At 58.8% G+C, this 24,300-nt stretch carries 22 protein-coding genes and 1 riboswitch; of the genes, 9 read left to right on the top strand and 13 right to left on the bottom strand.

Annotated features, from left to right (window positions below):
* Nucleotides 1-5 precede the first annotated feature (5 nt).
* Nucleotides 6-992 (bottom strand): HlyD family secretion protein, encoded by a 987-nt coding sequence (locus tag GN112_RS25995; RefSeq protein WP_231714184.1) that lies wholly within the window; start codon nucleotides 990-992, stop codon nucleotides 6-8.
* 387 nt (nucleotides 993-1,379) lie between these two features.
* Nucleotides 1,380-1,952: a rhodanese-like domain-containing protein gene (locus GN112_RS25990; protein ID WP_162459124.1), complete on the bottom strand. Its 573-nt coding sequence runs from the start codon at nucleotides 1,950-1,952 to the stop codon at nucleotides 1,380-1,382.
* Between the two features lie 539 nt (nucleotides 1,953-2,491).
* Here GN112_RS25990 and GN112_RS25985 point away from each other — a divergent pair.
* Complete coding sequence (locus GN112_RS25985; RefSeq protein ID WP_155312830.1) at nucleotides 2,492-2,785, top strand: hypothetical protein; 294 nt, start codon at nucleotides 2,492-2,494, stop codon at nucleotides 2,783-2,785.
* Nucleotides 2,786-3,001: 216 nt separating this feature from the next.
* Here GN112_RS25985 and GN112_RS25980 read toward each other — a convergent pair whose 3' ends face one another.
* Nucleotides 3,002-3,502: a cyclic nucleotide-binding domain-containing protein gene (locus GN112_RS25980; protein WP_155312829.1), complete on the bottom strand. Its 501-nt coding sequence runs from the start codon at nucleotides 3,500-3,502 to the stop codon at nucleotides 3,002-3,004.
* Nucleotides 3,503-3,714: 212 nt separating this feature from the next.
* On the opposite strand from GN112_RS25980, the gene GN112_RS25975 reads away from it, so the two are divergent.
* Together GN112_RS25975 and GN112_RS25970 are read left to right on the top strand one after the other, a co-directional pair.
* The gene (locus tag GN112_RS25975; RefSeq protein WP_197743406.1) at nucleotides 3,715-4,626 is read left to right on the top strand and encodes a DMT family transporter; all 912 of its coding nucleotides are present in this window, start codon (nucleotides 3,715-3,717) and stop codon (nucleotides 4,624-4,626) included.
* 48 nt (nucleotides 4,627-4,674) lie between these two features.
* Nucleotides 4,675-5,145: an HAD family hydrolase gene (locus GN112_RS25970; protein WP_155312828.1), complete on the top strand. Its 471-nt coding sequence runs from the start codon at nucleotides 4,675-4,677 to the stop codon at nucleotides 5,143-5,145.
* Between the two features lie 32 nt (nucleotides 5,146-5,177).
* Here the strand turns inward: GN112_RS25970 and moaA are convergent, their stop codons facing one another.
* The 6 genes from moaA to selA all read right to left on the bottom strand — a co-directional run bounded on the left by moaA (nucleotide 5,178) and on the right by selA (nucleotide 11,865).
* A complete protein-coding gene (gene moaA / locus GN112_RS25965) occupies nucleotides 5,178-6,203 on the bottom strand; it encodes a GTP 3',8-cyclase MoaA (RefSeq protein ID WP_231717144.1) in 1,026 nt (341 codons plus the stop codon).
* A 43-nt stretch (nucleotides 6,204-6,246) separates the two neighbouring features.
* Nucleotides 6,247-7,776 carry a uroporphyrinogen-III C-methyltransferase gene (gene cobA, locus GN112_RS25960; RefSeq protein ID WP_155312827.1) on the bottom strand — a complete coding sequence of 510 codons (1,530 nt, stop codon included), beginning with the start codon at nucleotides 7,774-7,776 and terminating at the stop codon, nucleotides 6,247-6,249.
* Nucleotides 7,760-8,746, bottom strand: coding sequence for a hydroxymethylbilane synthase (gene hemC / locus GN112_RS25955; protein ID WP_331457547.1), 987 nt, complete (start codon nucleotides 8,744-8,746; stop codon nucleotides 7,760-7,762). The genes cobA and hemC overlap by 17 nt, the downstream gene beginning before the upstream one ends.
* Nucleotides 8,701-8,934, bottom strand: coding sequence for an FmdB family zinc ribbon protein (locus GN112_RS25950; protein ID WP_155312826.1), 234 nt, complete (start codon nucleotides 8,932-8,934; stop codon nucleotides 8,701-8,703). Before GN112_RS25950 ends, hemC begins: the two co-directional genes overlap by 46 nt.
* A 145-nt stretch (nucleotides 8,935-9,079) precedes the next feature.
* Complete coding sequence (locus GN112_RS25945) at nucleotides 9,080-10,426, bottom strand: tetratricopeptide repeat protein (RefSeq protein ID WP_155312825.1); 1,347 nt, start codon at nucleotides 10,424-10,426, stop codon at nucleotides 9,080-9,082.
* Nucleotides 10,426-11,865, bottom strand: coding sequence for an L-seryl-tRNA(Sec) selenium transferase (gene selA, locus GN112_RS25940; RefSeq protein ID WP_155312824.1), 1,440 nt, complete (start codon nucleotides 11,863-11,865; stop codon nucleotides 10,426-10,428). The genes GN112_RS25945 and selA overlap by 1 nt, the downstream gene beginning before the upstream one ends.
* 211 nt (nucleotides 11,866-12,076) lie before the next feature.
* Nucleotides 12,077-12,281, top strand: a riboswitch (cobalamin riboswitch).
* Nucleotides 12,282-12,437: 156 nt separating this feature from the next.
* Between selA and GN112_RS25935 the strand changes: the two genes are divergently transcribed.
* The 6 genes from GN112_RS25935 to cobI all read left to right on the top strand — a co-directional run bounded on the left by GN112_RS25935 (nucleotide 12,438) and on the right by cobI (nucleotide 18,222).
* Nucleotides 12,438-13,505 (top strand): FecCD family ABC transporter permease, encoded by a 1,068-nt coding sequence (locus tag GN112_RS25935; RefSeq protein ID WP_269434953.1) that lies wholly within the window; start codon nucleotides 12,438-12,440, stop codon nucleotides 13,503-13,505.
* A 2-nt stretch (nucleotides 13,506-13,507) separates the two neighbouring features.
* Complete coding sequence (locus GN112_RS25930) at nucleotides 13,508-14,374, top strand: ABC transporter ATP-binding protein (RefSeq protein WP_155312823.1); 867 nt, start codon at nucleotides 13,508-13,510, stop codon at nucleotides 14,372-14,374.
* Complete coding sequence (locus tag GN112_RS25925) at nucleotides 14,352-15,350, top strand: ABC transporter substrate-binding protein (RefSeq protein WP_231717143.1); 999 nt, start codon at nucleotides 14,352-14,354, stop codon at nucleotides 15,348-15,350. Before GN112_RS25930 ends, GN112_RS25925 begins: the two co-directional genes overlap by 23 nt.
* Nucleotides 15,346-16,740 carry a cobyrinic acid a,c-diamide synthase CobB gene (locus GN112_RS25920; RefSeq protein ID WP_155312821.1) on the top strand — a complete coding sequence of 465 codons (1,395 nt, stop codon included), beginning with the start codon at nucleotides 15,346-15,348 and terminating at the stop codon, nucleotides 16,738-16,740. Before GN112_RS25925 ends, GN112_RS25920 begins: the two co-directional genes overlap by 5 nt.
* A gap of 17 nt (nucleotides 16,741-16,757) precedes the next feature.
* Nucleotides 16,758-17,378: a precorrin-8X methylmutase gene (locus tag GN112_RS25915; protein ID WP_155312820.1), complete on the top strand. Its 621-nt coding sequence runs from the start codon at nucleotides 16,758-16,760 to the stop codon at nucleotides 17,376-17,378.
* Nucleotides 17,379-17,496: 118 nt separating this feature from the next.
* Complete coding sequence (gene cobI, locus GN112_RS25910) at nucleotides 17,497-18,222, top strand: precorrin-2 C(20)-methyltransferase (protein WP_155312819.1); 726 nt, start codon at nucleotides 17,497-17,499, stop codon at nucleotides 18,220-18,222.
* 102 nt (nucleotides 18,223-18,324) lie between these two features.
* On the opposite strand, the gene GN112_RS25905 is transcribed toward cobI, so the two are convergent.
* From GN112_RS25905 to GN112_RS25890, 4 genes are all read right to left on the bottom strand, one after another.
* Nucleotides 18,325-19,371 carry a GAF domain-containing protein gene (locus GN112_RS25905; protein ID WP_155312818.1) on the bottom strand — a complete coding sequence of 349 codons (1,047 nt, stop codon included), beginning with the start codon at nucleotides 19,369-19,371 and terminating at the stop codon, nucleotides 18,325-18,327.
* Between the two features lie 24 nt (nucleotides 19,372-19,395).
* On the bottom strand, nucleotides 19,396-20,649 hold the full coding sequence (gene phaC / locus GN112_RS25900; protein WP_155312817.1) for a class III poly(R)-hydroxyalkanoic acid synthase subunit PhaC: 1,254 nt from the start codon (nucleotides 20,647-20,649) through the stop codon (nucleotides 19,396-19,398).
* A gap of 3 nt (nucleotides 20,650-20,652) precedes the next feature.
* Entirely contained in the window at nucleotides 20,653-21,549 is an 897-nt protein-coding gene (locus tag GN112_RS25895) for a poly(R)-hydroxyalkanoic acid synthase subunit PhaE (protein WP_155312816.1), read from the bottom strand.
* A 551-nt stretch (nucleotides 21,550-22,100) separates the two neighbouring features.
* Entirely contained in the window at nucleotides 22,101-23,900 is a 1,800-nt protein-coding gene (locus tag GN112_RS25890) for a metal transporter (protein ID WP_176603545.1), read from the bottom strand.
* Nucleotides 23,901-24,300: the final 400 nt, after the last annotated feature.

Below are 24,300 nucleotides of genomic sequence, written 5' to 3'. Positions count from 1 at the left end.
ATGGATTACGCTCCGTCCAGGGTCGTCTTCAACACGGGCGGCCAGAGGACATCTGCTCCGAGGCGCAGGTAGGCCATGCCCGGCAGGCCGGTCTTGACCTTTTCGGCGTGGGCCTTGAGCAGTTCCGGGTCGATACGCACCTTGATGCGAAACATCAATTTTTCCCGCTCGGTACGGGTCTCCACATCCTTGGGGGTGAACTGTGCCTTGGGCGCCACGAAAGAGACCCGGGCCGGAATCACCCAGTCGGGCCGGGCATCCAAAATGATGCGCGCATCACTGCCCAAATCCACCCGGCCAGCCTGATTGGTGGGTAGGAAAATCGTCATGGTCACGTCGCTGACATCCAGAAGGGTGAGCACCCGGCCGCCGGCACCCAGCACTTCACCGGGTTCGGCCAGGCGGTAGAGCACCCGGCCATCAACGGGCGCCATAAGGGTGCTGTCGTCGATAAATGACTGGATTTCGTCGATCCTGGCCTTGACGGCGTCAATGGCCGCCGTGGCATTGGCCTGCCGGGCCCTGGCCGCGGCCACGGCCGCGCGCGCAGTGTCGCGGGCCGTCTCCTGACGCTGCAGGCTCTGCAGGGCGATGCTTTTGCTGGCGTAGAGCCTGCGGTAACGGTCAAGATCCTTCACCACCAGGGCCAATTGGCTGCGTTGCTGTTCGAGCATCGCCGCCGCATAGCGCCGTTCCTCTTCGGCGCGCTGCATCTCCGCTTGGGCGCTGCGCCGTCGGGCGGCCAGTTCGCGGGTATCCATGCGTGCCAGCGTCTGGCCTTTGGCGACCATATCACCTTCCCGGACCATGATTTCGGTCAGGCGTCCGGCCAATTTGGTGGCCACGTCCACCTCGGTGGCCTCGATGCGACCGTTGCCCGAGGCAATGCCTTCGGGAAGCTTGTCCTCACGTTGGCCGAGCCAGACATAAGCACCGAAACCGGCAATCAGTACGACCCCAAGCATGGCCCATTTGATCCAGCGCCGTTTCACCGGTGGCATCCTCCCCTGTTACGTGTGGCAGGTTTTCCTCCGCAGTCGGCAATGATATTTGCAACCGAGGTGCCAGTCGGAAAAATTCGGCGGATTGCATTGACTTCAGGCGGGTTATCCTATTCATGGGCTGCTACCCGGGCCCTCGCAGGCAACCGTGTTGTGTTGGTAATCTTTACCGGTTGGAAAAAAATGGTACAGGAGGATGACGATTTGGAATCGACTGCTTCCGCCAAGGGAATATCATCAACGATCATGATGGGGCGACAGGGGGGACATCGCCGGTGACGATCGCTGCCTGTCGATGCGCCGATGGATGGGCAGAAACGCAAAGCGCGGCACATATGCGGGCCGCGCTGTTCAGGTAAAAAAAGACGCGTGGGCGGGCTATTGTTTCAAATCCGCCCGGTAAACCAGCTTTTTGTCGATATGATACGTCCAGGGAAGACCTTCGTTCTTCCACCCGCCGACTTTGCGCTGCCCATCATAGATGCTGTCGGCATTTTTAATTTTATCGCCTTCAAACCCGCCGAGCATGTTGCATACCTGCTTGGGATCCCATCCGGCATGGATTGCAGCCTTGCAGGAAAAGCAACTTCTTTTTCCGCTACGGCACATGAAGATCAATTTATCGGTCTTTGGGTTGAAGCGACTGAGCAAATCGTTCTCAAAGTTGGAATTGTCGACCAAATCGTATTTTTTTTCTCCCAGATTACTGTTCCAGAATTTTTTTGGAATGTTGACTGAACCGACAGGATGACCGATCAGCTGGTATTCCGGTCTTGAACGGGTATCGACAATAAACGTGTGCTGGGGATCCTTTTTGACCATCGCATAAGCTTGGGACGGTGTCACGTTTCCGGCTTCATGTTCCGCCTTCACTTCATACCGGTAACCCGCATAAACCGATCCCCCAAAAAGCAGCAGGCATGCCATAACCCCCAGAACGCGTGTTTTCATCGTTTCCTCCTTATTGTGGTTGATAGTTGGAATCATGACCCTTTAAGGCGATTTCTGTCAAAGAATATACCCGCCTGCTTGTCTTTTCATCCGTCTTCTACGTTGGGCTTTTCCACACATAGCCCCACTATGAGTAAAAAAGCCCGCCTTGAATACGAATGAAAATCCTGCGCATTCTGGTATATTCTTTTCCGCCAATCGCCTAATATGGATTTTCTTCGATATCCGACTATTTTTTTGGGGTCAAGATTTATTACGGGTATAGGCGCATATTTCTATGCGGTAATATACATTCATAGGATCCAATAAAGTTAACAGCAGAGGGGACGATAATGACTGATGACGTCCTTGCTGCCAGCCAGGCGCATTCAATTCGTGAACATGAGTCGCGGAAATCCACCCCGGCGGTACATTTGGCGGAGGATCGATCTGATGCGGTCACGTTTTTCATCCCCAGTGGCGCGTCTCCCTTTGGGTGGAAATCGACCGGCTGAATGCCTTCGGTACATATCGTTTTCTTTTTTATTGGAGGGCTGTTGATGAAGGAACAGATAAAAAAATATTTGATTACCGGCCTGTTGATCGCCGTTGGTTACTATATCCTGTCCCACCACTTCATTTACTATAACAACTCGCTCTCAACGCTGCCCAAATCCGAACTGACCATGGAATACACGTTTTACAGCCTGAATAATAGGCGACCGGAAACCATTCTAAAAATCAGGGAACTTCGCTGGGCCGGAATTGGCGATATCATGGTGGAAAAAGGGATCATTTCGGAACAGAAAATGCTTAGATTGGAAGAAAAAGCGGAACTGGCGGATCAGGAGTGATCCCCCGGGGCGGGACCGATGCAACCGGCTGGCCGCCGGAATCCCACATGCAATCCCCGGCCGTGGGATTCCTGGATGCCGGGATTGTCTGTCCCGTTGCAGGTATAGCATTCAAGATAATGTTTTTGGCAAGGCCAGAGGGAGAAAGCTGTATCATCCATACCGCGACGACCGATAACGCCGCCCAAAAACATTATCTTGAATATTATAGGAATGTTATCCCATGGGAAGCATATTGTCGGCCAGGCGGCTGGATGTTTTTTTCAGGTTCAAACTGAGCAGACTGGCCAGCCCTTTCAGGATATTGACACCAATATCCACTCGCTCTTCAAGAATCTTTTCGAATGACGCCCGGGGTAGGGTAGCCAGCCTGACTGGTGAGCGGGCAATGACGGTCGATGATCGCGGAAAATTGTTGATGATCGACATCTCGCCAATCGATCGCCCCCGCTTCAGCGTCGCCCGGACTTCGCAGCTGTCCGGTCCGGTTTTCTTGGTGACGTCCAACTCACCACTTTCAATGAAACAGACAAAATCGGCCCGGTCCCATTCCCTGAAGAGGATCTGTCCCGGATCAAGGTCCATGAAATGCATCCGGGCGGCCACCACGGCGAGGTCTTCTTTCTCGACAAATTCAAACAGGGGCAGATTGATGATGAACTCAACAATATCCCTGCTCTGGCCTGACATGTTCGAAAATGATGGCGACTCCGGCATCTTACCCTTCCTGTCGGTTATTGTTTAGAATTCCGCCGGATTGGCAAATTCGTACGGCGGGAAAATAAATTTCTGGTGATTTGGCGCAAAAGCAGATACAAAACGACCCAATGTCGATGCTATCGGCACTGGAAAAGATGACTTGAGACGAAAAACCGTACACGCCCTGATCTCAGGGTCCCCAAACGCCCGACACGCCCTCGCCTGGCCACATGCTGCTTATTTATATCAAACTGCTGATGACCGCTGTTTTCTGGGGCGGAACTTTTATCGCCGGACGAATGCTGGCCGGTTCGGTTACGCCTTTCGCTGCGGCGTTCTTTCGCTTTGTTTTTGCCAGTGGATTTCTTTTTGTCATTGTCATGCGCCGAAAGGAGAAGATTGTTCCCAGGGATCGATGGCAGCTCCTTTCGGTGATCCTTCTCGGGATGACCGGTGTCTTTGCCTACAACGCCCTTTTTTTCAACGGGCTGAAACTTGTCACCGCCGGCAGGGCGTCCATCATCATCGCCAACAACCCCATCGTCATCTCGGTGCTTGCCGCACTCTTTTTCCGTGAAACGCTGTCGCCGGTTAAAATCGCCGGGATTCTCATCTCGGTGTCCGGTGCCGTGGTCGCCATTTCCGGGGGGCATCCCCTGGCGCTCTTCAGCGGTGGATTCGGTGTCGGGGAATTCATGATTTTTGGCTGCGTACTCAGCTGGGCCGCGTATACGCTGCTCGGCAAGCGGGTGATGAGTACGCTCTCCCCATTGACGGCAACGTTGAACGCCGCGGTGGTCGGTGTGCTGGCGCTGGTGATTCCGGCGTGTCTGGAGGGGATGCCGGGGGCGGCACCGGGGTACACCCTGACGGATTGGATCAGTCTGGCCTATCTCGGTCTGTTTGGCACGGTTCTGGGTTTTGTCTGGTATTACGAGGCCGTTCGAGCCATTGGCCCGTCACGGGCCAGTCTTTTCATCAATTTTGTTCCCATCAGTGCCATCTGCCTGGGCCATATGATTCTGGACGAACCCTTGACGCCATCCCTGCTTGTGGGGGCCATCCTGGTCGTCAGTGGGGTGACCTTGAACCATTTGCCCACCGCCGGAATGCCGCGTCTGGGTTCACGGCAGGCAACATGATCTTCTGGCAACGCGACTGGCAATGGTTTCCATGCAAAGGAGAAGACGATGCTATCGTTAGAAATTCCTGGCTATGGCGTACTGGACCTGAAGCATCTGGTTTTGGACTATAACGGCACCCTGGCTGTCGATGGTGTGTTGCTGGCAGGCGTTAAAAAGACGCTCAATGCACTTTCTCAATCCCTTGCCGTGCATGTCGTCACCGCCGACACGTTCGGCAAGGCGGCCGCCGGCCTTGAAGGGGTCAACTGTCAGCTGATGGTATTGCCCCCGGGCGCTCAGGATCGGGCAAAGTCGGATTTTGTCAATCAGTTGGGCGCGGATCGGACGGTTGCCGTCGGTAATGGCCGCAACGATGCACTGATGCTGGCTGAATCGGCATTGGGGATCGCCGTCATCCTGGCGGAAGGAGCTTCAGCACAAACGTTGCGTGCCGCCGATGTGATCTGCACGGATATCGTCGCCGCCCTTGATCTGCTCAGGCATCCGCTTCGTCTGACAGCAACATTGCGGTCCTGAACCCTGCGAAAACCAACATCCCCGATGGCCGATTATCCACCGATTCCCTGCATCTGATCCCGAACCGGTTGGCTGTCGTCAGAACAGAGTTGGTGCTTGGCCGATTTTTTCGAAACAGCGGTTTTAAAAATGTTGATCAGCTGTTCATCCGTTCCGCCATTTCTCAGGGTTTCCCTGAACGGTTCATAATGGTCGGAAAGGAGGCAGGCGCGCAATTTACCGTCGGCGGTCAGGCGCAGGCGGTTGCAGCGATCGCAGAAGTGATGGCTCAGGGCGCTGATGAAACCGATTTCTCCCGGTGCGCCGGCAATCCGAAAACGCCGTGCGGGGCCGTCATTCTGTCCGTTTTCCACCGGGATCAGCTCGCCCAGCGCCTGGATGCGGTCCTGGATTTCCGGGGCCAGGATCTGATCCCGCGAACGTGTCCGGCTGTTGCCGATGGGCATGTATTCGATAAAACGGATGTGGAAGGGATAGGTCAGGGAGAGCTTGCCGAAGTCGATAATCTCATCGTCGTTAATGCCGCGCATGGCCACGATATTGATTTTAATGGGCGCAAACCCGATTTCATGGGCTCGCTGAATGCCCGCCCACACCCGGTCGAACATGTCGTAACCGGTGATATGGGCATAGCGTTCACGCTGCAGCGAATCCAGGCTGACGTTGATGCGACGGATGCCGGCATCGAAGATGCGCTGGGCATTGGCCTCAAGGAGAACGCCATTGGTGGTCAGGGAAACGTCCTTCAACTGCGGAATGGCCGTCAAACGGCGCAACAGATCAATGGCCCCTTTTCTGACCAGGGGCTCGCCACCGGTAATGCGGATCTTGCTGATACCGAGCCCGATACCGATGTTGACCAGACGCAGGATCTCTTCGTAGCTGAGAATTTGGCTATGGGGCAGCCGGGGAATGCGACCGTCCGGCGCACAGTACAGGCACCGCAGGTTACAGCGGTCGGTGATGGAGATTCGGAGATAGTTGAGATGACGATTTTCGCGATCGATCAGACTGTTCATTGCCATTTTCTTTGTGTCGTTTTGATTCTGTGTCGCCATGGTTGCCTTCGCTGTTGGCCGTCAGCATACGGAAGCGGGGAGGTCATCCCCGTGCATGTAAAATGGCCTTTACCAGGCCGTCAATGGTGAAGTCTTCGGCTTCGATGGTCACGGTATAGCCCAGATCCCTGGCCGTCTGGGAGGTGATCGGGCCGATGCTGGCCACGCTGACCCCCGCCATTAACTGGTGGGCGCGATCCGGCGGCAGCATGCGATGAAAATTGGTGACCGTGGACGAACTGGTAAAGGTGACCATGTCAATGGTGCCGGCGTCCAGGCGCTTGATCAGGGCGTCGGTATCGCTTTGGGCCTGCAGGGTTTCGTAGGCGGTCACTTCGTCCACCGTGGCCCCCATGCGGGTCAGTTCCACCGGCAGCACGCTGCGTGCCTCCTTGGCCCGGGGCAGCAGAATCTTCAGCCCCGCCACCGGTGTGGCGACAAACGCCTCGACCACCGACTCGGCGCGGTAGCTTGTCGGGATAATGTCGCTGCCAAGGCCGAATGACCGCAAGTGGGCTGCCGTGGCCGGACCGATGCAGGCGGTTTTCAGATGGCCCAGTGCCCGCACGTCAAGCCCCTTTTCAAAGAGGCGGCGGAAAAAATAGCCCACACCGTTGACGCTGGTAAAAACCACCCAGTCATACTGATCGAGGTCGGCAATGGCCCGGTCCAGGGGTGCCCCGTCCGCCGGCGGTACCACCTTTATGGTGGGGCATTGAACGCATTCGGCACCAGCCTCGGTCAATCGTTGAACCAGGTTGCTGGCCTGCTGCCGGGCCCGCGTAACAACGATGCGTTGGCCCAGAAGCGGCCGTTTTTCGAACCATTGCATCGATTCGCGCAGCTTCACCACGCCGCCGACAATGATAATCGCCGGCGCCTTGATACCGGCCTTGCGGACCATCTCCACGATGCTGTCCAGGGTGCCGGTAACCGTTTCCTGGTGCGGCGTGGTGCCCCAGCGGATCACCGCGACCGGGGTGTCCGCCGGTCGCCCGTTCTCCACCAGGTTGGCCGCGATCAAAGGCAGGTTCTTCACGCCCATGAAAAAAACCAGCGTGCCGATACCCGTTGCCAGGGCCTTCCAGTCGACGCTGGACGTGGTTTTGGTGGGGTCCTCATGGCCGGTGACAAAAGCGACGTCCGAGGTGAAATCCCGGTGGGTCAGGGGAATGCCCGCATAGGCCGACGCGCCGATGGCGGCCGTCACCCCGGGAATCACCTCAAAGGCAATGCCGGCGGCAATCAGCACTTCCGCCTCTTCTCCGCCCCGGCCGAAAATGAACGGGTCCCCGCCTTTCAGGCGCGCCACCACCGCCCCGTTGCGGGCTTTCTCCACGATCAGGGCATTGATCCCCTCCTGGGGCAGGGTGTGATCGCCGCCCTTCTTGCCGACATAAATCAATTCCGCGTCCGGCCTGGCGTGGGCCAGGAGGGCCGGTGATGCCAGATAGTCGTAAACAACCACATCGGCCCTGGCGATGCAATCGACCCCCCTGACGGTGATCAGACCCGGATCCCCGGGACCGGCACCGACCAGATAAACCTTGCCTGCTTCAGGATGATTGTGCATGTTCGTTCAGTCTTTCCAGAATGGCGCCGGCCCCTGCAGCCAGCAGGGCTTCGGCCAGCGCCAGGCCAATCTGCTCGCTTTGATCGGGTGCGCCGGTACGTGTCTGTTTGATCTGCCGGGAGCCGTCCACATCACAGACCAGGCCGGTCAGGGTAAAGCCGTTGGCGTCCATATGGCCATGGCCGGCGATGGGCACCTGGCAGCCGCCCTCAAGGCGGTTCAAAAAGGCCCGTTCGCCCAGCACCACCTGCCGGGTGGTCGGATCGTCCAGGGCGCCAACCACAGCGCCTATGCGGGAATCGTCGGTGCGGGTTTCGATGCACAGGGCGCCCTGGCCCACGGCCGGCAGCATGACCGTTTCATCCAGCACCTGGGTGATCCGGTCGGCCAGCCCCAGCCGGCGCACACCGGCGGCTGCCAATACGATGGCGTCCAGGGATTCGGTTTCCAGCTTTTTCAGGCGGGTATCGAGATTGCCGCGCAGGGGAACGATGCGGATGTCCGGCCGGACATGCAGCAGCTGGGCCGCCCGGCGCAGGCTGCTGGTACCCACCCGGGCCCCCTGGGGCAACGCTTCCAGCGGGTCGCCGCTGCGGGTGATCAGGACGTCACGGGGTTCCTCGCGTTTGGGAATCGCACCAATGCACAGGCCGGTGGGGATGTCGGCCGGCATGTCTTTCATGCTATGGACGGCCAGGTCGATGCGCCCGTCCAGCAGCGCTTCTTCGATCTCTTTGACAAAAAGCCCCTTGCCCCCGACCTTGGCCAGGGGAACATCCAGAATCTTGTCGCCCCGGGTTTTGATGATGGCCAGTTCGACCCGAATCGCCGGATGATTGGCCAGGATGGCGGACTTGACCCACTCGGCCTGCCAGAGGGCCAGCTGACTGCCGCGGGTGCCGATTGTAACGGTGGCGGACGCCATCAGTGGCCGCAGCCGGCACAACTGGTCGCATTGCAACCGGTACACGATGAGGCGCCGGCGGATGTGCTCACGGTTTCACCCCCCTCGCCCTTGCTGACAAAACCGCAGGTGGACATGAGCCGGCAAACGGTGTTGGCTTTGCACACCGGGCACTGATCCGGTTCGCTGCCCCCCAGCACCAGGTATTCAAAATCCTGACCGCATCCTTTGCAGTGATACTCGTAGATGGGCATTGATGTTCACTCCTTGTTCATTTTTTTGCGACTGCGTAACGCGTCCGATATCAGCGTTGAAGCGTAATATCAGGCGCCGGTGAAGATTGATACAATAAGCACAAATGCACGGTTAACAAGTGCCACACCTTTCTATGGCTGGCCGCTAACCGGCGCCGGCCGCTCTGCTGACGGACGCCTTGGCGGCCGTGATCCGTGCCCGGGTCTCCTCGATACGGTCCTGGCTGTCGTATCTCAGGGCCGCAGCCCGCTCAAATTCAGCCAGGGCCTCCTCGAGCCTCTCCTGCTGGAGATAGACCCGCCCCAGACGATCCCGAAAAAGGCCGTTGTTCGGGCAGAGCCGTACGCTCTGCTCGCAGAACACCGCCGCCACGTCCAGGCTTTCCCCCCGCAGGCGGTAAAGCCTTCCCAGGGCCGAAAGGGCCTCGGCATCATCAGGGTTGATTTTAACCGTTCGTTTGTACGCCCCGATGGCCTCCTTGGTCAATCCCAATTTGTCCAGGCAGGCGCCCAGCAGGGCGGCGGCCGCCCCCGACCGATCCTTGGCACGGATCGCCGCTTCCAGAAAAGGCCGCGCCTTGTCGGCCCGGTCCAATTCCATATAGGCCTGGCCGATGTGATAGATCACTTCGAAAATGTCCGGCTCCCGTGACTGGACGTCCAGAAAACAGGCCAGCGCCGCCTCGTGCCGGCCCTGGCGCAGCAGCAGGTAGCCCTTGTTGTAAATGGCCATCACCTCATCGGGCGCCAGCCGGATGGCATGATCAAACGCCTTGAAGGCATTGGGGTAATCCTCGAGTACGCCATGGCAGACCCCCAGCGAATTGTACAGGTTGGCATCCGCCGGATCGAGCCGCAGGCCTTTTTTGAATTCGGCCATGGCCGTGTCGACCTTGCCCGCCTGGTAAAGGCGGTCGCCGCTGATGTTGAGGCTCACCGCATCAAAACGGGTTACGCTTCCGGGCCCGAAAAAAACGCCGTGATCAAGGGCCTTGCCGGCATTTTCAACGGTTTCGCCGAGTGTCTCGTCGAGGGTCGGATAGAGGGCCATCCCGACGATGACGGGCGGCTGTTGCATCGCCTGGCCGGCGGCCAGGAGCTGCCGGGCCAGGTTGTCGCCCTCATCGGCACTGCGGTCGGCCAGGGCGCAGGCGAAGCGATGGCGGCCGATCTGCCCCCAGATGCCGTCCTGGGTGTGGCAGAGTTGTTCCAGTGGAGCGATGGCGGCCATGGCCGCCTGGTCATCGTCGTTGTCCTGGACGGCCGTTTCAATGTCCACGGCAAGCACCAGAAGGGTTGCTGCCGCTGTCAGGCGCGTCTCGACGGCGTCGATGAACGCCTGCCGGTCGAGCAGATCCGTGAACCGTTCGGAAAAGGTCGATGGTGAAATTTCGGCCGCCCTGACGGAAACGGTCGGGTCATCGGACGCCGAGAAGAGAAATTCCTGTGTCGCACTGCGGTTTCTGAATTGTTCCGATAGGGGTTTTGGCATTACTTCTCCTGCGTGCCCGTCTCTTCGGCCAGCATGTCGGCAAAGGCCTTCTCGATGATATCCAGCTCTTCCTCCTGCAGGGTCCGTGGATCCATGATGAAACGGTCGCTTTCGATTCTGCCGATGATTGGCGGGGTATGGTGACGCAGCCACGATTCCATGGCGTTGGCCGATTTTCCCGCCAGGGTAACGCCCAGGCAGCGGCTTTCCAGGTTCAGCAGGGGCAGGGAGCCGCCGCCGGCCTTGGAGGAGAGGTCCATCAGTTCCACCTTGAGCCGGTCGCCGCCGATTCCCTCGAGGCGGGTTTTCAATTCTGCGGCCCGGGCCTGGATGAGCGATGGCGGCAGGGTCAGCATACGCAGGGTGGGGATGTGCTGCAGGGCGTCCTGCTCGTCGCGGTAGAGTTGCAGGGTCGCTTCCAGGGCGGCCAGGGTCATCTTGTCGATTCGAAGGGCCCGGGTGAGCGGATTGGCCTTGATGCGGTCGATGTGCGCCGGGCCGCCCAGAATGATCCCCGCCTGGGGGCCGCCCAACAATTTGTCTCCGCTGAAGGTGACCACGTCCACGCCGGCGGCCAGGGATTCCTGAACGGTGGGTTCCTTGATCAGGCCATATTTGGAAAAATCCACCAGGGTGCCGCTGCCCAGGTCTTCCATGACCGGCAGGTCGTGGCGCCTGCCGATGGCCACCAGATCGGGCAGGGCCACGGACGCGGTGAATCCCACAATGCTGTAGTTGCTGGTGTGGGCCTTGAGCAGCATACCGGTGGCTTCGCCAATGGCACTTTCATAATCCCGGGGATGGGTCCGGTTGGTGGTGCCCACCTCCTTGAGGATGGCGCCGCTTTTGGCCATGACATCCGGGATCCGGAATGCGCCGCCGATTTCCACCAGTTCGCCCCGGGAAACAATCACCTCAACGCCCTTGGCCAGGGTGTCCAGACAGAGCAGTACCGCTGCCGCATTGTTGTTCACCACCATGGCGGCGCGGGCGCCGCTCAATTCACAGAGAATGTCTTCCACCGCGCTGTAACGGGACCCCCGGCGACCCTTCTCGAGGTCGAATTCCAGATTGGAGTACCGGCTGGAGATAAGTTTCAGGCGGTCGAGCACGGCCGGCGAAAGCAGGGAGCGGCCCAGGTTGGTGTGTACCACCACGCCGGTGGCGTTGACCGTGCGCTGCAGTCGTGGGGCCATGATCCGGTCGGCCCGGCGCGTTGCCGCCTCCACCAGTGCATCCAGGGAAAAGGCGGCCGCATCGAGCGGGGTCGCCGCGTGCAGCACCGTTTCCCGCAGGCGGTCAATGGCCCAGCGGATGGCCGGAATCAGCACTGACTTGGGAATGGCGTCGAAATGCCCGCCGGCCGATCCGTGGACGATAACCCGGTCCACCCCCGGAAGCTGTTTCAATTGGTTTCGTTGATCTTGATTCAAAGGCATTCCTCATTTCCGAATTTATCCTTAACTGCGGCATATACCATTATTTAAACACTGTTTTCAACCACCGGATGCGCTTCTCCCAGGGCAACCGCATCTGAATTGGAATTCGGCGAATGGCGTTATCGGCGCCCCTTGCTTTCGGATGGATAAATGAATGCCAAATGCCAACATCCAAATGTCAATTGAAGGATTGACATACCATCGGATGTAAACTAAAAACGGAGCAAAAGGTGCGCTATTGCTTAATAGGGAATCCCGTGAGAACCGGGAGCGGTCCCGCCGCTGTAACCCCCTGCCCTTCCGATCTTTGTTGGAGGGAACTGCCAGACCATGGGCCACTGTCCCGGATTACCGGTGTGGGAAGGCGTCTGTCAGGAAGGGGAAGCCAGAAGACCTGCCTTTTGTGTGTGCCGGAGAGAGCTGCTTGAAAAAGTGTTTTCGGCCGTCCATAATGTAGAGGGCCAAGTAAACTGGGTGCAACCCTTCAAACCGACATCGAGGTTTGAAGGGTTTTTGTTTTTTGGGTGTATGCCAACCGGTAAACGCCGGTACGGGGCCACAGGTAAAACGATTTGATCGCTCCCGTTTCTGTCGACAATTCATTCCCCCATCTGTTGGGGCGCAGCTGGCTGCTGGCCGGCCTGCTGGCGGGGGTGCTGCTGGCGACGATTTGCCTGTCGGCGGGGATGGGCTACCTGAGGATCGCCTGGATCGATGTCCTGCGGGTGGTCGGCGGCAGCCTGACGGGCAATCCGGCCCTCACCCGGGGCCTGGACGAGCTGACCCGCACCATTGTCATGGACGTGCGCCTGCCGCGCATTCTGACCGCAGCGGTGGTGGGGGGGGGACTGGCATTGTGCGGCGTGGTGTTTCAGGGGATTCTGCTCAACCCCCTGGCCGATCCCTACACCCTGGGTGTCTCTGCCGGCGCCGCGTTCGGGGCGGCCCTGGCCCTGTTGCTCAACCTGAGTGTTGCCGGCATTTACAGCGTGCCGGTATGTGCTTTCATCGGGGCCACGGCCACGTTGGTATTGGTGATCTACCTCTCCTCTTCGGCCGGCGGAGCCAACGCCAACAACCTGATCCTGTCGGGCATTATCGTTGCCGCGATTCTTTCGGCCGGCATCAGCTTTCTCAAATTCGTGGCCGACGAGCAGGTATCGGTGATCATTTTCTGGCTCATGGGCAGCTTCGCCTCCAAAACCTGGCATGACGTGGGACTGACCAGCGCCTTTCTGATCCCGGGGCTGACGGTTTTTCTCTTTTTCGCCCGCGACCTGAATCTGCTCTGCCTGGGACGCCGGGCGGCGTCGTCACTGGGGGTGGACGCCCGCCGGGTGCCCTGGATTCTGCTGGTCACGGCGTCCCTGGTGACGGCCGCCTGTGTGGCGGCTTCCGGCATCATCGGTTTTGTGGGGCTTCTGGTGCCGCACATGATGCGCGCCCTGGTGGGACCGGACAACCGGCGGCTGCTGCCGCTCTCATTTTTCAGCGGGGCGATTCTGCTGCTGGCGGCCGATACGGTGACCCGCGCGGTGCTGCCCCACGAGATTCCCATTGGCGTGCTGACGGCCCTGATCGGAGGCCCTTTTTTCTGCTACCTTTTTCGCAAACGCCAGACGGGCCGCGGGGGCTTCTGAGGATGGGATTCGCCTTACACGACATCGCCTTCGCCCATCCCGGAAAAACGATTTTCGACGGGCTGGACCTGGTCCTGCGGAAGGGGCGCTTTACCGGCATTGTCGGACCCAACGGTTGCGGCAAGACCACCTTGCTGGATCTGATCTGCCGGCACCGGATGCCCGATCGGGGCGATATCCGTTACGGGGACCGGCCCTTGTCCGAAATCGGCAAACGGTCGCTGGCCCGGCTGATTGCGCTGGTGCCCCAGGATTACGGCATCAATTTCCCGTTCAGCGTGCAGGAGGTGGTCCTCATGGGACGCTACCCGCACACGCCGCGCTTCGGTGCCCCCAGCGGCGAGGACCGTGACCGGGTGGCCCGGGTGATGGCCGACTGCGGTATCCTGGCCCTGAAGGATCGGCCGGTGACCACCCTGAGCGGGGGAGAACGCCAGCGGGTGATCTTTGCCCGCGCGCTGGCCCAGGATACCCCGGTGCTCGTGCTGGATGAGGCCACGGCCAACCTGGACGTGCACCACACCCTGGCCCTGCTGGATCGGACCACAGAACTGGTACGGGATGATCGGCGCACGGTGGTTGCCGTATTTCAGGACCTCAATCTGGCCGCGGCCTACAGCCAGGAGATGGTCCTGATGAAGGCGGGACAGGTGGTGGCCGCCGGCCCCACCGAAACGGTACTCACCCCGGAAAATCTGAAAAAGGTGTTCGATATCCAGGCGCGGGTCGGTGTGGACGATTTCACCGGCCGGTTGCAGGTGCGCTACAAAATGCCCGAAGCGGCCGGCAGCCCCGGTTCTGCCCCATCCCCGGCCAATGGTGCCCCATTAAACGGAAATGCTTCTTATGGACCGCTTACGGAAAATTAGAATCGTTGTCTGCATCGTCACCCTCCTGGTTGCCGGGATGGATGGAGCAATCGGTGCCGCTGCAGCGGATCCCACCAACGCGGACGCTTTGGAAAAGGCGCCTTACCGCCGGATCATCTCCCTTTACGGCGCCCATACGGAGAACCTTCTGGCCATGGGCGCCGGGCCGCAACTGATCGGCATCGACCGGCAATCGACAGGGCTGCCCGGGGCGGCCGGCAAACCGGTTTTCTCCTACCACGACGATCCGGAACGGTTTCTCGCCGCCCGGCCGGACCTGGTCCTGATCCGGCCCATGATCGCCCGTGGGTATCCGCGCCTAGTCGAGCGCCTGGTGCGCAGCGACATCCGGGTGGTCTCCCTGCAGCCCACCACCGTGGACGCGTTGGCCGGATACTGGCAGACGTTGGGAGAACTCTGTGGACAGGCGGACGCGGCCGCGCACATGACCCGTACCTTTGATACGGCGGTGGCGGCGTTCAGAGCGCTGTCGGCCACGGTGGCAACCCCCAAGCAAGTCTACTTCGAGGCGATTCACAGCAAGATGAAGACCTTCACGCCCCAGGCCATGGCCGCCTTTGCCCTGGAAACCGCCGGGGGCATCAACGTGGCCACGGACGCGCCGGTACGCGCCAACAACAACATCGCCATTTACGGCAAGGAGCGGCTGCTGTCCCATGCGGCCGACATCGATGTTTTCCTCTCCCAGCAAGGGGCCATGAACCGGATTACGCGTGAGGCCATCATGGCGGAGCCGGGATTCGGGGTGATCAAGGCGGTCAAGACCCATCAAGTTTTTCTTGTGGACGAAACCGTGGTGTCACGGCCGACCCTGCGGCTGATCGAGGGCATCTATCGTATCGGCAGCCTGCTCTACCCTGAGGTTTATACCGAGGCTGGCCGGCGGATCCTGGCCGACGCCGGGCTGCCGGAATGCATCCCCTCACGCAGCGGATGCAAAGGAGGTTCATATTAAAGGCATCGTTATCGCCGGCACCCACAGTGGCGCCGGGAAAACCACGGTCACGCTGGGCCTGATGGCCGCCCTGGCCGCACGGGGATTCACCGTGGCGCCCTTCAAGGTGGGACCGGATTTTATCGACCCGGGCCACCACAGCCGGGTAACCGGTCGGGCCAGCCGCAACCTGGACGGCTGGATGCTTTCCGAAGCCTATAACCGACAGGCCTTCGCACGGCACGCCAGCGGTGCGGACATCGCCGTGGTGGAGGGGGTGATGGGCCTGTTCGACGGCTACGACGGCCGCAGCGAGGCCGGCTCCACAGCCCAGATGGCCAAATGGCTGGATCTGCCGGTCGTGCTGGTGGTGGGGGCCCGCTCCATGGCCCGCAGTGCCGCCGCGCTGGTGCAGGGATTCGAACGGTTCGATGCCGGACTGCGTTTTGCCGGAGTCCTGTTCAACCACCTGGGCAGTCCCCGTCATCTGGACTACCTGAAAGAGGCCACCGCCGATCATGTGCGCATGCCGGTGCTGGGGGGGCTGATGCGCGATGCGGCCATCGCCATTCCCGAGCGCCATCTCGGCCTGGTCACCCGTGAGGATCACGACCTGACCGATGCTTCCCGAAAAACGCTGACGGGCATGATCGAATCCCAACTGGACCTGGACGCCCTGATGGATGCCCTGCCCGAGGTGGCCCCGCAGGCACCGCCCAGCACTGCTGGCGACCCGCCGCCGGCGTCATCGTCACCGCCGGTGCGCATCGGCGTGGCCCGGGATGCGGCATTCTGCTTCTACTACCCGGACAATCTGGAGCTTCTCGAAGCGGCCGGCGCCGAACTGGTCACCTTCTCTCCCCTTTCGGACCGTCACCTGCCCGAGCGCCTGGCCGGGATCTATTTTGGCGGCGGCTATCCGGAACTGCATGCCCGGCAGCTGGCCGACAATCGTTCCCTGCGCCAGGAAATCCTGGGGTGCAGCCAGCGGAACATGCCGATTTACGGCGAGTGCGGCGGTTTCATGTACCTGTGCCGCCAAATGGGCGACACCGATGGGAAGGACTATCCCATGACCGGGTGCCTGCCCTTTGCTACGCGCATGTTGGACCGGCTCAAGGCCCTGGGGTATCGGGAGGTCACCCAGACCCGGGAGACGGTCCTGGGGCCGGCCGGACAGACCATGCGCGGCCATGAATTCCACTACTCGGCCCTCAGCGAAACAGAGGCTCCCGGCGGCGGCGCCTATCGGATTGCCGACCGGGCCGGTGCCCCGCGGGCGGCCGAAGGGATGGTTGTCAATCAGACACTGGGCAGTTATGTTCATTTGCACTTCGGCAGCTGCCCCCGGGCGGCGGCGCATTTTGTACAGGCCTGCCGCCGCTGGACGGAAGGAAAAAACAGTCAATAAGGAAACAGGAACCCCCTATGAAACCACAGGAAATCGAAAACGAAAGCTTTCGGATTATCGACAGCGAGGCCGGCGCGCACGGCTTTCCAGCGGACCAGTGGCCGGTGGTGCGGCGGATGATTCATACCAGCGCGGATTTCGAATGGCAGCTGATGACCCAACTGCATCCGGACGCCATTCGCATTGGTGTGGCGGCCATCCGCAGGGGCTGCCCCATCGTCACCGATACCAATATGGCCCGGGTGGGCATCCGCCAGCGTGATCTGGACCGTTTCGGCGGTGTGGTGCGCTGCTATATGACCGATGCCCGGGTGGCGGAAACCGCCCTCCAGAAGGGGATCACCCGGGCCAGGGCGGCCGTGGATGTGGCCGCCAGCGAGCTTGACGGCGGGATCTACGTGATCGGCAACGCGCCGACGGCGCTGCTGCGCCTGATCGAACTGATGGATCAGGGCCAAGCCCGGCCGGAGCTGGTCGTGGGGTTGCCCGTGGGCTTTGTCAATGCCGCCGAATCCAAGGCATTGCTGATGGAGCGGGATGTGCCCCACATTACCAACGTGGGCCGCAAAGGCGGTTCCAATGTGGCGGCGGCGGTGATCAACGCCCTGATCATCATGGCCGGTCAGGATGGTCCGTAAAAGCACTTGATCCAGACGATGGCGAAGGCGAAACCCGTCTTCAGTTTAACAACCCCGGCGGAGCACATGCCCTTATACAGGCTCGGCTGGAGAACTTTTTTGAAACATAGGCAATACCATGAACACGCTTCAGTACGGAACGCTTTACGGTATTGGGGTGGGACCCGGCGACCCGGATTTGATCCCCCTCAAGTCAGTCAATATCCTCAAACGGGTGCGGGTGATCTTTGCCGCCTCGTCCAGCAAGAATATCCACAGCCAGGCAGTCAACATCGCCCGGCCGCACATCCCCGAAACCAGCGAGATCCGGCTTCTGTCCTTCCCCATGACCAAAAACCGGGTCGAGAAAGAGGCCTGCTGGGAAGACCACGCGCGCACGATCATTGCCGAGATGCAAAAAGGAAATGACGTGGCGTTTCTGACCCTGGGGGATTCGATGACCTACGCCACATACGGCTACGTGCTCAAGTACGTCCTGGTCCTGGCACCGGAGGCGCCGGTGGTGACCATCCCCGGGATCACCGCCTACCAGGCGGCGGCGGCGCGGGTCAACCGGCCCCTGGTGGAGGGGGAAGAGTCGCTGCTGGTGCTTTCCGGCGTGGAGGGCGGCCACCGCCTGCGCCAGCTTTCGGAAGCCGTTGACAATGTGGTGTTCATGAAGGCCTACCGCAATGCCGGCGATATCACCGATGCCCTGAAGGAAAAAGCGATGCTTGAAAACAGTGTCGCCGTGGCCAACTGCGGACTTGAAAATGAAGAGGTGATTGAAGATATCCGGACCTTGAAAGCCCGCAAGCCGGGGTACTGGACCCTTGTCATTGCCAAAAAGTCCCCCCAACCGTGATCGCGCTTCTGGCGGAAAATATAGCATTCAAAATAATGTTTTTGGGCTGCGTTATCGGTCGTCGCAGTATTACAATGTGGGGTTCTATCTATAATCCCCGGTTCAGAACCACGAGCGATGGCTCCAGATATCCTCTTCCAGGGATTTCTTGTCCTCCTGCAGGGCCAGGTACATGGAGGCGTTCTGGATGGCCATGCCTCCCTGGTGGGCCAAGGCTTCGATCATCAGCATCAGGTCGGGAGAGAATTCCCGCCGGATGTCACTGTACAGACGCATCACGCCGATGACCTTGTCGCGTGCCCGGATCGGGGTCACGATGATGGAAGCGATGCCCTCCTTTTTCATGGCGTCCTTGAAGCGGATGCGCTCGTCGGTGGTGGCATCGCTGATGACCATGGTCTCGCCTTCGAGGGCGCGGGTGGCGGTCTGAGTGTCGGTGGCGGAGCCGATCTCGAGAAAAGCGTCGCTGAGCCCGTGACTGGCCACCAGTTCCAGCCGGCCGGTGTCCTCGTCCAGCAGTCGGATGAGCACACCCTTCAACCCCAGGTTATTGGCGATGTTGACCGTCAGGTTGCGCAGAATCTGCTTGATGTCCAGGGTGGAGTTAATGCCGGCGGCCAAATCCAGAAAAAGCATGGCGTTTTTTTGCATGCGCCGGTGCAGCCGGTTGTTATCAATGGCAATGCCGCCCTGGTCGGCCAGGGCCTGGAGAAATTCGATCTCATCCGGGGTAAAATCGCGTCGGGTGGCCGTATACAGCGAAAGCACCCCGATGGTGCAATCCTTGACCTTCACGGGCACGGTTAAAAGGGAGGCGATGCCCTCAGCTGTTTTGGCTTCGCGGTGTTCCAGCCGGGGGTCGGAAGCGACATCCGGAAAGGCCAGGAAGCCTTCTTTTTCAAGGGCGGCCACAATCTTGCGCGCTTTGAGGGGGTCGGCATGCAGGTAGTTGTCTGACAGGCCGGCCTGGGCCGTGGGGACGAAAAGGTTCTGGCGCTCATCCCTTAAAAACAGGCAGGCCGCCTTGGCGTCCATGGATTCGATGGCACTTTCCACGATCAACCGCAACAGATCCTCCTCGCCAACCGTGGTTCCAAAGGCTTTGCTGATTTTGCAAAACGATTTGAAATAATCTCTGTCCCGGGTCATCGGGGCACCTCCGTAGTGATGGGATCAGCGGGCATTGCCCATTGCCTTCGCATCAGAAGCGGGTTCCACCTGAAAAGCGTCTTCTTCCGTCGTGTTTCGGGAGCGTTTGCCGGAGGCCTTTTTTTTCGATGAAATGGGTTGCACAACGGCTGCGGAGGACGTCGCCGCCGTTTTTATGGACCTTGGTTTCCGTTCGGGCATTCCGTCACGCGCTTTCAGCCAGCTGGCAATCTTGGGAGCAAACGCTTCCTGATATTTCGAGCTCACATAGATACCGATGTGCCCAGTATTCAAACAGAGGTTCTCCGTATCCTTGCTGCCCACGTGATCGATCAGTTTTTCGCACGCTTCGGGTGGAACCAGATGATCGTATTTCCCGTAGATATTGAGCAGTGGCATGGTCAATCGGTTCAGATCGACACGCTGGCCCCCCACCTCGAGTTGGTTCTTCAGAAGCTTGTTGCCCTGGTAGCAGTCCTTAACGAACTGACGAAAGACTTCACCCGGCAGATCGGGACTGTCAAAAATCCACTTGTCCATACGCACGAAGTTCTCGACAAACTGTTTGTTGTCGATGTTTTCCATGAAACCGACGTATTTGTCAATCATCAATCGAGCCGGATTGAGCAACAGAAAACCGAAGTTCATCATGTCGGCCGGAAGATTGCCGAATGTGTCGACCACGCGATCGACATCGATGTGCTCCATCCAGACGTGCAGCAGCCCTTTTTTCGTGTCGAAATTGGTGGGCGTGACCGTGGTTACCAGGTTTTTTATCTTTTCCGGATGCAGGGCGGAGTAAATCACACTGAACGTACCCCCCATGCAGATCCCCATGAGATTGATTTTGTCGGTCTCGTTTCGTTCGCGGATAAGATCGACGATATCGTCCATGTAACCGTTGATGTGCTCGTCAAAACCGAGGAAACGGTCCTTGCGGGTCGGATAGCCCCAGTCGATCATGTACAGGTCGATGCCGGCATCCAGAAAGCGTTCGACCACGCTGCGTCCCGGTTGCAGGTCCAGCATGGTTTCGCGGTTGATCAACGCGTAGACCACGAGTAGGGGCGTCCGGTAACGAATTTTGGTGCGTGGCCGGTAATGTTTCAGCTGGACCCGGTCTTCCCGGTACACCACGTCATACGGTGTCTTGGCCAGGTCGGTGTCCAATTCGCCCAATAGCACCTCCGAGGCTTTATGAGCGCGGGATTGAACTTTCTCGGCATTATCCGCCATTTTTGACAAGATCAGATCGACCGGAATTTTAACCTGCGACATGCGCTACCCCCTATTGTTATCCTTTTCAATCTTTTTAAGACGTTTTTTCAGTTCAAAAATTTCCCGGGCCATGTCATCCACCTCGCTCTTTCTGGCCACGGGCACCAAGCTGAGCAGATCTTCGGCCACGGCATCCCGTGCGGCCGTAAAATCGGCCAGCGCATTGACCGTGCGGTTCAGTGCCTCAACATATTCCGGGGTCTGAAACAGGGTCATAAAATGGCCCTCCAGCACTTTGATCCACAGGTTGTAGTACTCATGGGTGTCGTCGGATAGTTCGCCCTTCTCGGCCAGTTCACCCAATTTTTCCTGCATGACCTGCATGGCATGGCTAAACGGCAGGCTCAGCATGCGCAGGAACTCGGCCAGCTGGGCCTGCAGCAGATTGTACTGATCGGCCAGCTGATTGGCTTTCTCCTGATAGGAGCGCAGCAGCCCCAGTTGCGGTATCTGAAAGTAACGGCGGAATTCACCTTCGTAAATATCGGTCCACAACCGGCAGAGGTTTTCATCAATATCCTCGAACCGATAAGCCTCCACGGAGGCGCCCAGCCGGCCGATGCTGTTGATCAAATTTTGCTGAACTTGCATATAACTGCCCAAATAGCTCTGGAACAGTTTGAGCAGCACCTCCGGCATCTCACCGCTGCCCTTGAGTATGGCATTGACCGATTCCGGGGTTGCCATGGCACTGGCCATGGCCTGGCAGTTTTTCAGGGCTGCCACCAGGCTGGCCTGGACATTTGGCGGGGCTTTGCCGCTGTTTTTGGTTTGGCTCTCCGGAGGCTTGCGGGCAGAGTCCGAACGTTTTGCCATATCTTCCCAAAGCTCCCCCATGGGTTTCAACCAGGCGTTGACCATTGCCATCATTCCAAACGGATCCTGATCCTTGTTCTCCATGAAACTCTTTTTCCTTTGCGGATGTTCTTTCTATGGTGCCGCCGGGATGGCCTATGCGCGTCCCCGCGGACCTGTGACATACGGGGCTGAAATGGTTTGCTTCAACACTTAGCGTCCGGTTTGACCACTGCAACCGTACGACATAATGCTCTCCCTTGCAGGCCGGAAAGGGGATACCGCCGGGCGACGGTCACCTTCCGATTTGGTTCCTGAGTTCTATCAGCAGTGCGCTTCGGGATCGGTTAAGGATCGGGGATGAAATTAATTGAACGTAATTGCGCCGGGCTTGTGTTCGTCTTCAAGGCCCATCAAGGGTTGCATACCGGGAGTATGTGGCCATTGATGCAACGCGGAAGACGGGCGCAAGAACAAGCAATTTCGTTTAATTAATAAAATTCCCGATCCTAATTAATATAAGATGCAAACCAGTGGGGTCACAATTGGCAAAATTGCCCAAATGGCAGCGCTGTTTTGGTTAGTTTTGCCCATTTGGGTAATGGAACACACGGAAACGTACGAAACAGAGTCTCTGCAGCCGGCGCTACGATCGCTCAGCTCAGTTTTCCCTTGCCACGGCCCGCGGGTCGTGCGTGGGAGGCACCGGGTTTGGCCTTTCCCTTTGCAGCAGTGGCTTTTTTGGAAACGGTTTTCTTACGTACCTGCTGGATGCCTGGGTTTGCGGCCGGCGGATTGTTCCCGACTGCTTTTGGGGCGGACTTTTTTACCGGCTTTTGGCGACGCTGTCCGTCGATGGAACCGTCGGCGTCGGCCGCCACTGTTGCCGGCTGCGGCTTGGATGTCCGGCGGCGGGGTTGCTCCAGCTGCGCGTCCAGGTCCAGATGGAATCGCACCGGTCCGCGCCAGTTGCCATCGCCAAAGCGCGTGTGCAGGGCGCAGGCGGAGTCGGGAAATGACCAGGAGGTGGCAATGGCCACGTGCCCTTTTGGAAATGGGCTGACTTCGGCATCAATGTAATCCAGGGGCGCCAGAGCAGTTTCCTTTTCCACCAGATCGTCGTTGGTTCCGTAACAGATCAGCCAGGGAAGCTTTTTTTCCTGCAACCGTTTCAGGTTTAGCTTTTCACCGAACAGACGCACCGGCAGGGTCCCATCGGCGGTGATGGAAATATTGTACGAGGCAAAGCTGACCCGTGTGATTTCCAGCGGCAGATCGTTGCGCTCGTTCTGGAGCCAGTAGTTGAGCGCCGCCGCGGTCTTGTTGATCGGTACCGGCCCGTTGGTCGTCTGACGGGCGAACATCATCAGATCGTTGAAAAACGCCGCGGCAGGGATTTCGTGCTCAATGCTTTTCAGTTTATACACCCATCCCATCAGTCTGCCGTCGGCCACGCGATTGCCATTGGGCAAAATTTTTGTGCCGTAGGCCAGGTCATTGAACCGTTCGGGCAGGCGTGCCAGAAAACGCGCCAGCCCCTGACTGCGGGTGCCGTCCATGGGAGAGACGCAGGTGATGAAAGCGTCCACCAGGTTGTCCAGTATGCCGCTGAGCAGGTTGCAGAGGCTGTTGAATCCGCCCTGGCAATAGCCGTTGAGGGTAACCGGTTTGCCATGGGCGCGTTGGATGGCTTTGCAAAAGCGCTGGGTATCCCTGGCATCGTCCTCGGCGGTCATCGTCTGCAGGTCGGGCGTCGTTGCGATATCTTTCAATACCCGGATGTAGGTGGGCACTCCCTGGTTGGCAAAGGCGTGGGCGTAACTGCGCTGTTCGGCCGGCAGAAAACCGAGGATGTTGGCCCCCAGCACATAGGGAGGAATGATCAGAACCGGTTTGGCGTCCATCCGGGTTTGGACAGCGGGTTGGGATGGAATGACCCGGTAAAGTTCAAATCGTCCGGTGGTGTCGATCAGGGGGTGCTCGCCGCGTTCAAAATGGAACCCGTACTCCGGTTCAATGGCGGCAATGGCTTCCGGATAACCGTGGGCGACCTGTTCCATCAGCCGGGACTGGCGCGCACCGAACTCGGCCATTCCGGAAAGGTCATGGTTGCAAAGGGCCTGCTGCAGGGCGTCTTGGTACCCTCCGGTTTCGTTGCGCAGGTAGGTTTCCATGGCTCGGGCGCTGCCGTTCAAGCTGCGGGTGATCAGCTCAATGTTGTCTTCCAGCAAGCCCAGGTAGGCATCGAGACTGTCCAACGGATCTTCACGCAGCAGGCGGTCCCTTTCCACCCGTTGAAAGTATTGGCTGGAAACCAGATAGGAGATAAAAAAATCAGCCGTGTATCGGGAGAGGCCGGCAAAACCGGTCTGGAATGCACTAATCGGGTTGCCCCAAATGGCGAGCATGTCTCTGAAAAGAGAGGATTGGACCGGCTCAGTTTTTTTCTCCACCATGCGCCCTCCTTTTGCAGCCCTTGCCGCAATCGTCAACCATTGGGAGCCGTTCTTTGTTTCGACAAAACGAAGTTTAGACGAAAACCTAACTATTTATTAGATTTAATAATACTTTATGTTCTTCGATATTGCTGCTGGTTGTCAAGAGGAAAAATGTTAAAATACCATGAGCGGGCGCAATTATAAATGGCCGGAATACCACCACTTGGTATTTTTCATTGGACATTTGACATTTCAAAGTGCCTCCGCTCATGTGGAGGAAAGGTATGCGAAAACCCAATCCGATTCCCCTGCACCGGAGGCGGTTTCCTGTTGCCTTTTTTCGGGAAAGACGCTGTACTGCGAAACATTCAGCTTCAGCGGCCCCGGGCAGGGCGTATGGCCCGCCTTGAGAGCGAAA

Source organism: Desulfosarcina ovata subsp. ovata (assembly GCF_009689005.1).
GTDB classification, from domain to species: Bacteria; Desulfobacterota; Desulfobacteria; order Desulfobacterales; family Desulfosarcinaceae; genus Desulfosarcina; species Desulfosarcina ovata.
This window is presented reverse-complemented; position numbering and strand designations above follow the sequence as displayed.

Excerpts from the sequence above, each read along its gene's own strand:
- GN112_RS25990 (WP_162459124.1), bottom strand. The coding sequence starts at position 1,952 with ATGAAAACACGCGTTCTGGGGGTTATGGCATGCCTGCTGCTTTTTGGG.
- GN112_RS25985 (WP_155312830.1), top strand. The coding sequence starts at position 2,492 with ATGAAGGAACAGATAAAAAAATATTTGATTACCGGCCTGTTGATCGCC.
- GN112_RS25980 (WP_155312829.1), bottom strand. The coding sequence starts at position 3,502 with ATGCCGGAGTCGCCATCATTTTCGAACATGTCAGGCCAGAGCAGGGAT.
- GN112_RS25975 (WP_197743406.1), top strand. The coding sequence starts at position 3,715 with ATGCTGCTTATTTATATCAAACTGCTGATGACCGCTGTTTTCTGGGGC.
- GN112_RS25970 (WP_155312828.1), top strand. The coding sequence starts at position 4,675 with ATGCTATCGTTAGAAATTCCTGGCTATGGCGTACTGGACCTGAAGCAT.
- moaA (WP_231717144.1), bottom strand. The coding sequence starts at position 6,203 with ATGGCGACACAGAATCAAAACGACACAAAGAAAATGGCAATGAACAGT.
- cobA (WP_155312827.1), bottom strand. The coding sequence starts at position 7,776 with ATGCACAATCATCCTGAAGCAGGCAAGGTTTATCTGGTCGGTGCCGGT.
- GN112_RS25950 (WP_155312826.1), bottom strand. The coding sequence starts at position 8,934 with ATGCCCATCTACGAGTATCACTGCAAAGGATGCGGTCAGGATTTTGAA.
- GN112_RS25945 (WP_155312825.1), bottom strand. The coding sequence starts at position 10,426 with ATGCCAAAACCCCTATCGGAACAATTCAGAAACCGCAGTGCGACACAG.
- selA (WP_155312824.1), bottom strand. The coding sequence starts at position 11,865 with ATGCCTTTGAATCAAGATCAACGAAACCAATTGAAACAGCTTCCGGGG.
- GN112_RS25930 (WP_155312823.1), top strand. The coding sequence starts at position 13,508 with ATGGGATTCGCCTTACACGACATCGCCTTCGCCCATCCCGGAAAAACG.
- GN112_RS25925 (WP_231717143.1), top strand. The coding sequence starts at position 14,352 with ATGGACCGCTTACGGAAAATTAGAATCGTTGTCTGCATCGTCACCCTC.
- GN112_RS25915 (WP_155312820.1), top strand. The coding sequence starts at position 16,758 with ATGAAACCACAGGAAATCGAAAACGAAAGCTTTCGGATTATCGACAGC.
- cobI (WP_155312819.1), top strand. The coding sequence starts at position 17,497 with ATGAACACGCTTCAGTACGGAACGCTTTACGGTATTGGGGTGGGACCC.
- GN112_RS25905 (WP_155312818.1), bottom strand. The coding sequence starts at position 19,371 with ATGACCCGGGACAGAGATTATTTCAAATCGTTTTGCAAAATCAGCAAA.
- phaC (WP_155312817.1), bottom strand. The coding sequence starts at position 20,649 with ATGTCGCAGGTTAAAATTCCGGTCGATCTGATCTTGTCAAAAATGGCG.
- GN112_RS25895 (WP_155312816.1), bottom strand. The coding sequence starts at position 21,549 with ATGGAGAACAAGGATCAGGATCCGTTTGGAATGATGGCAATGGTCAAC.
- GN112_RS25890 (WP_176603545.1), bottom strand. The coding sequence starts at position 23,900 with ATGGTGGAGAAAAAAACTGAGCCGGTCCAATCCTCTCTTTTCAGAGAC.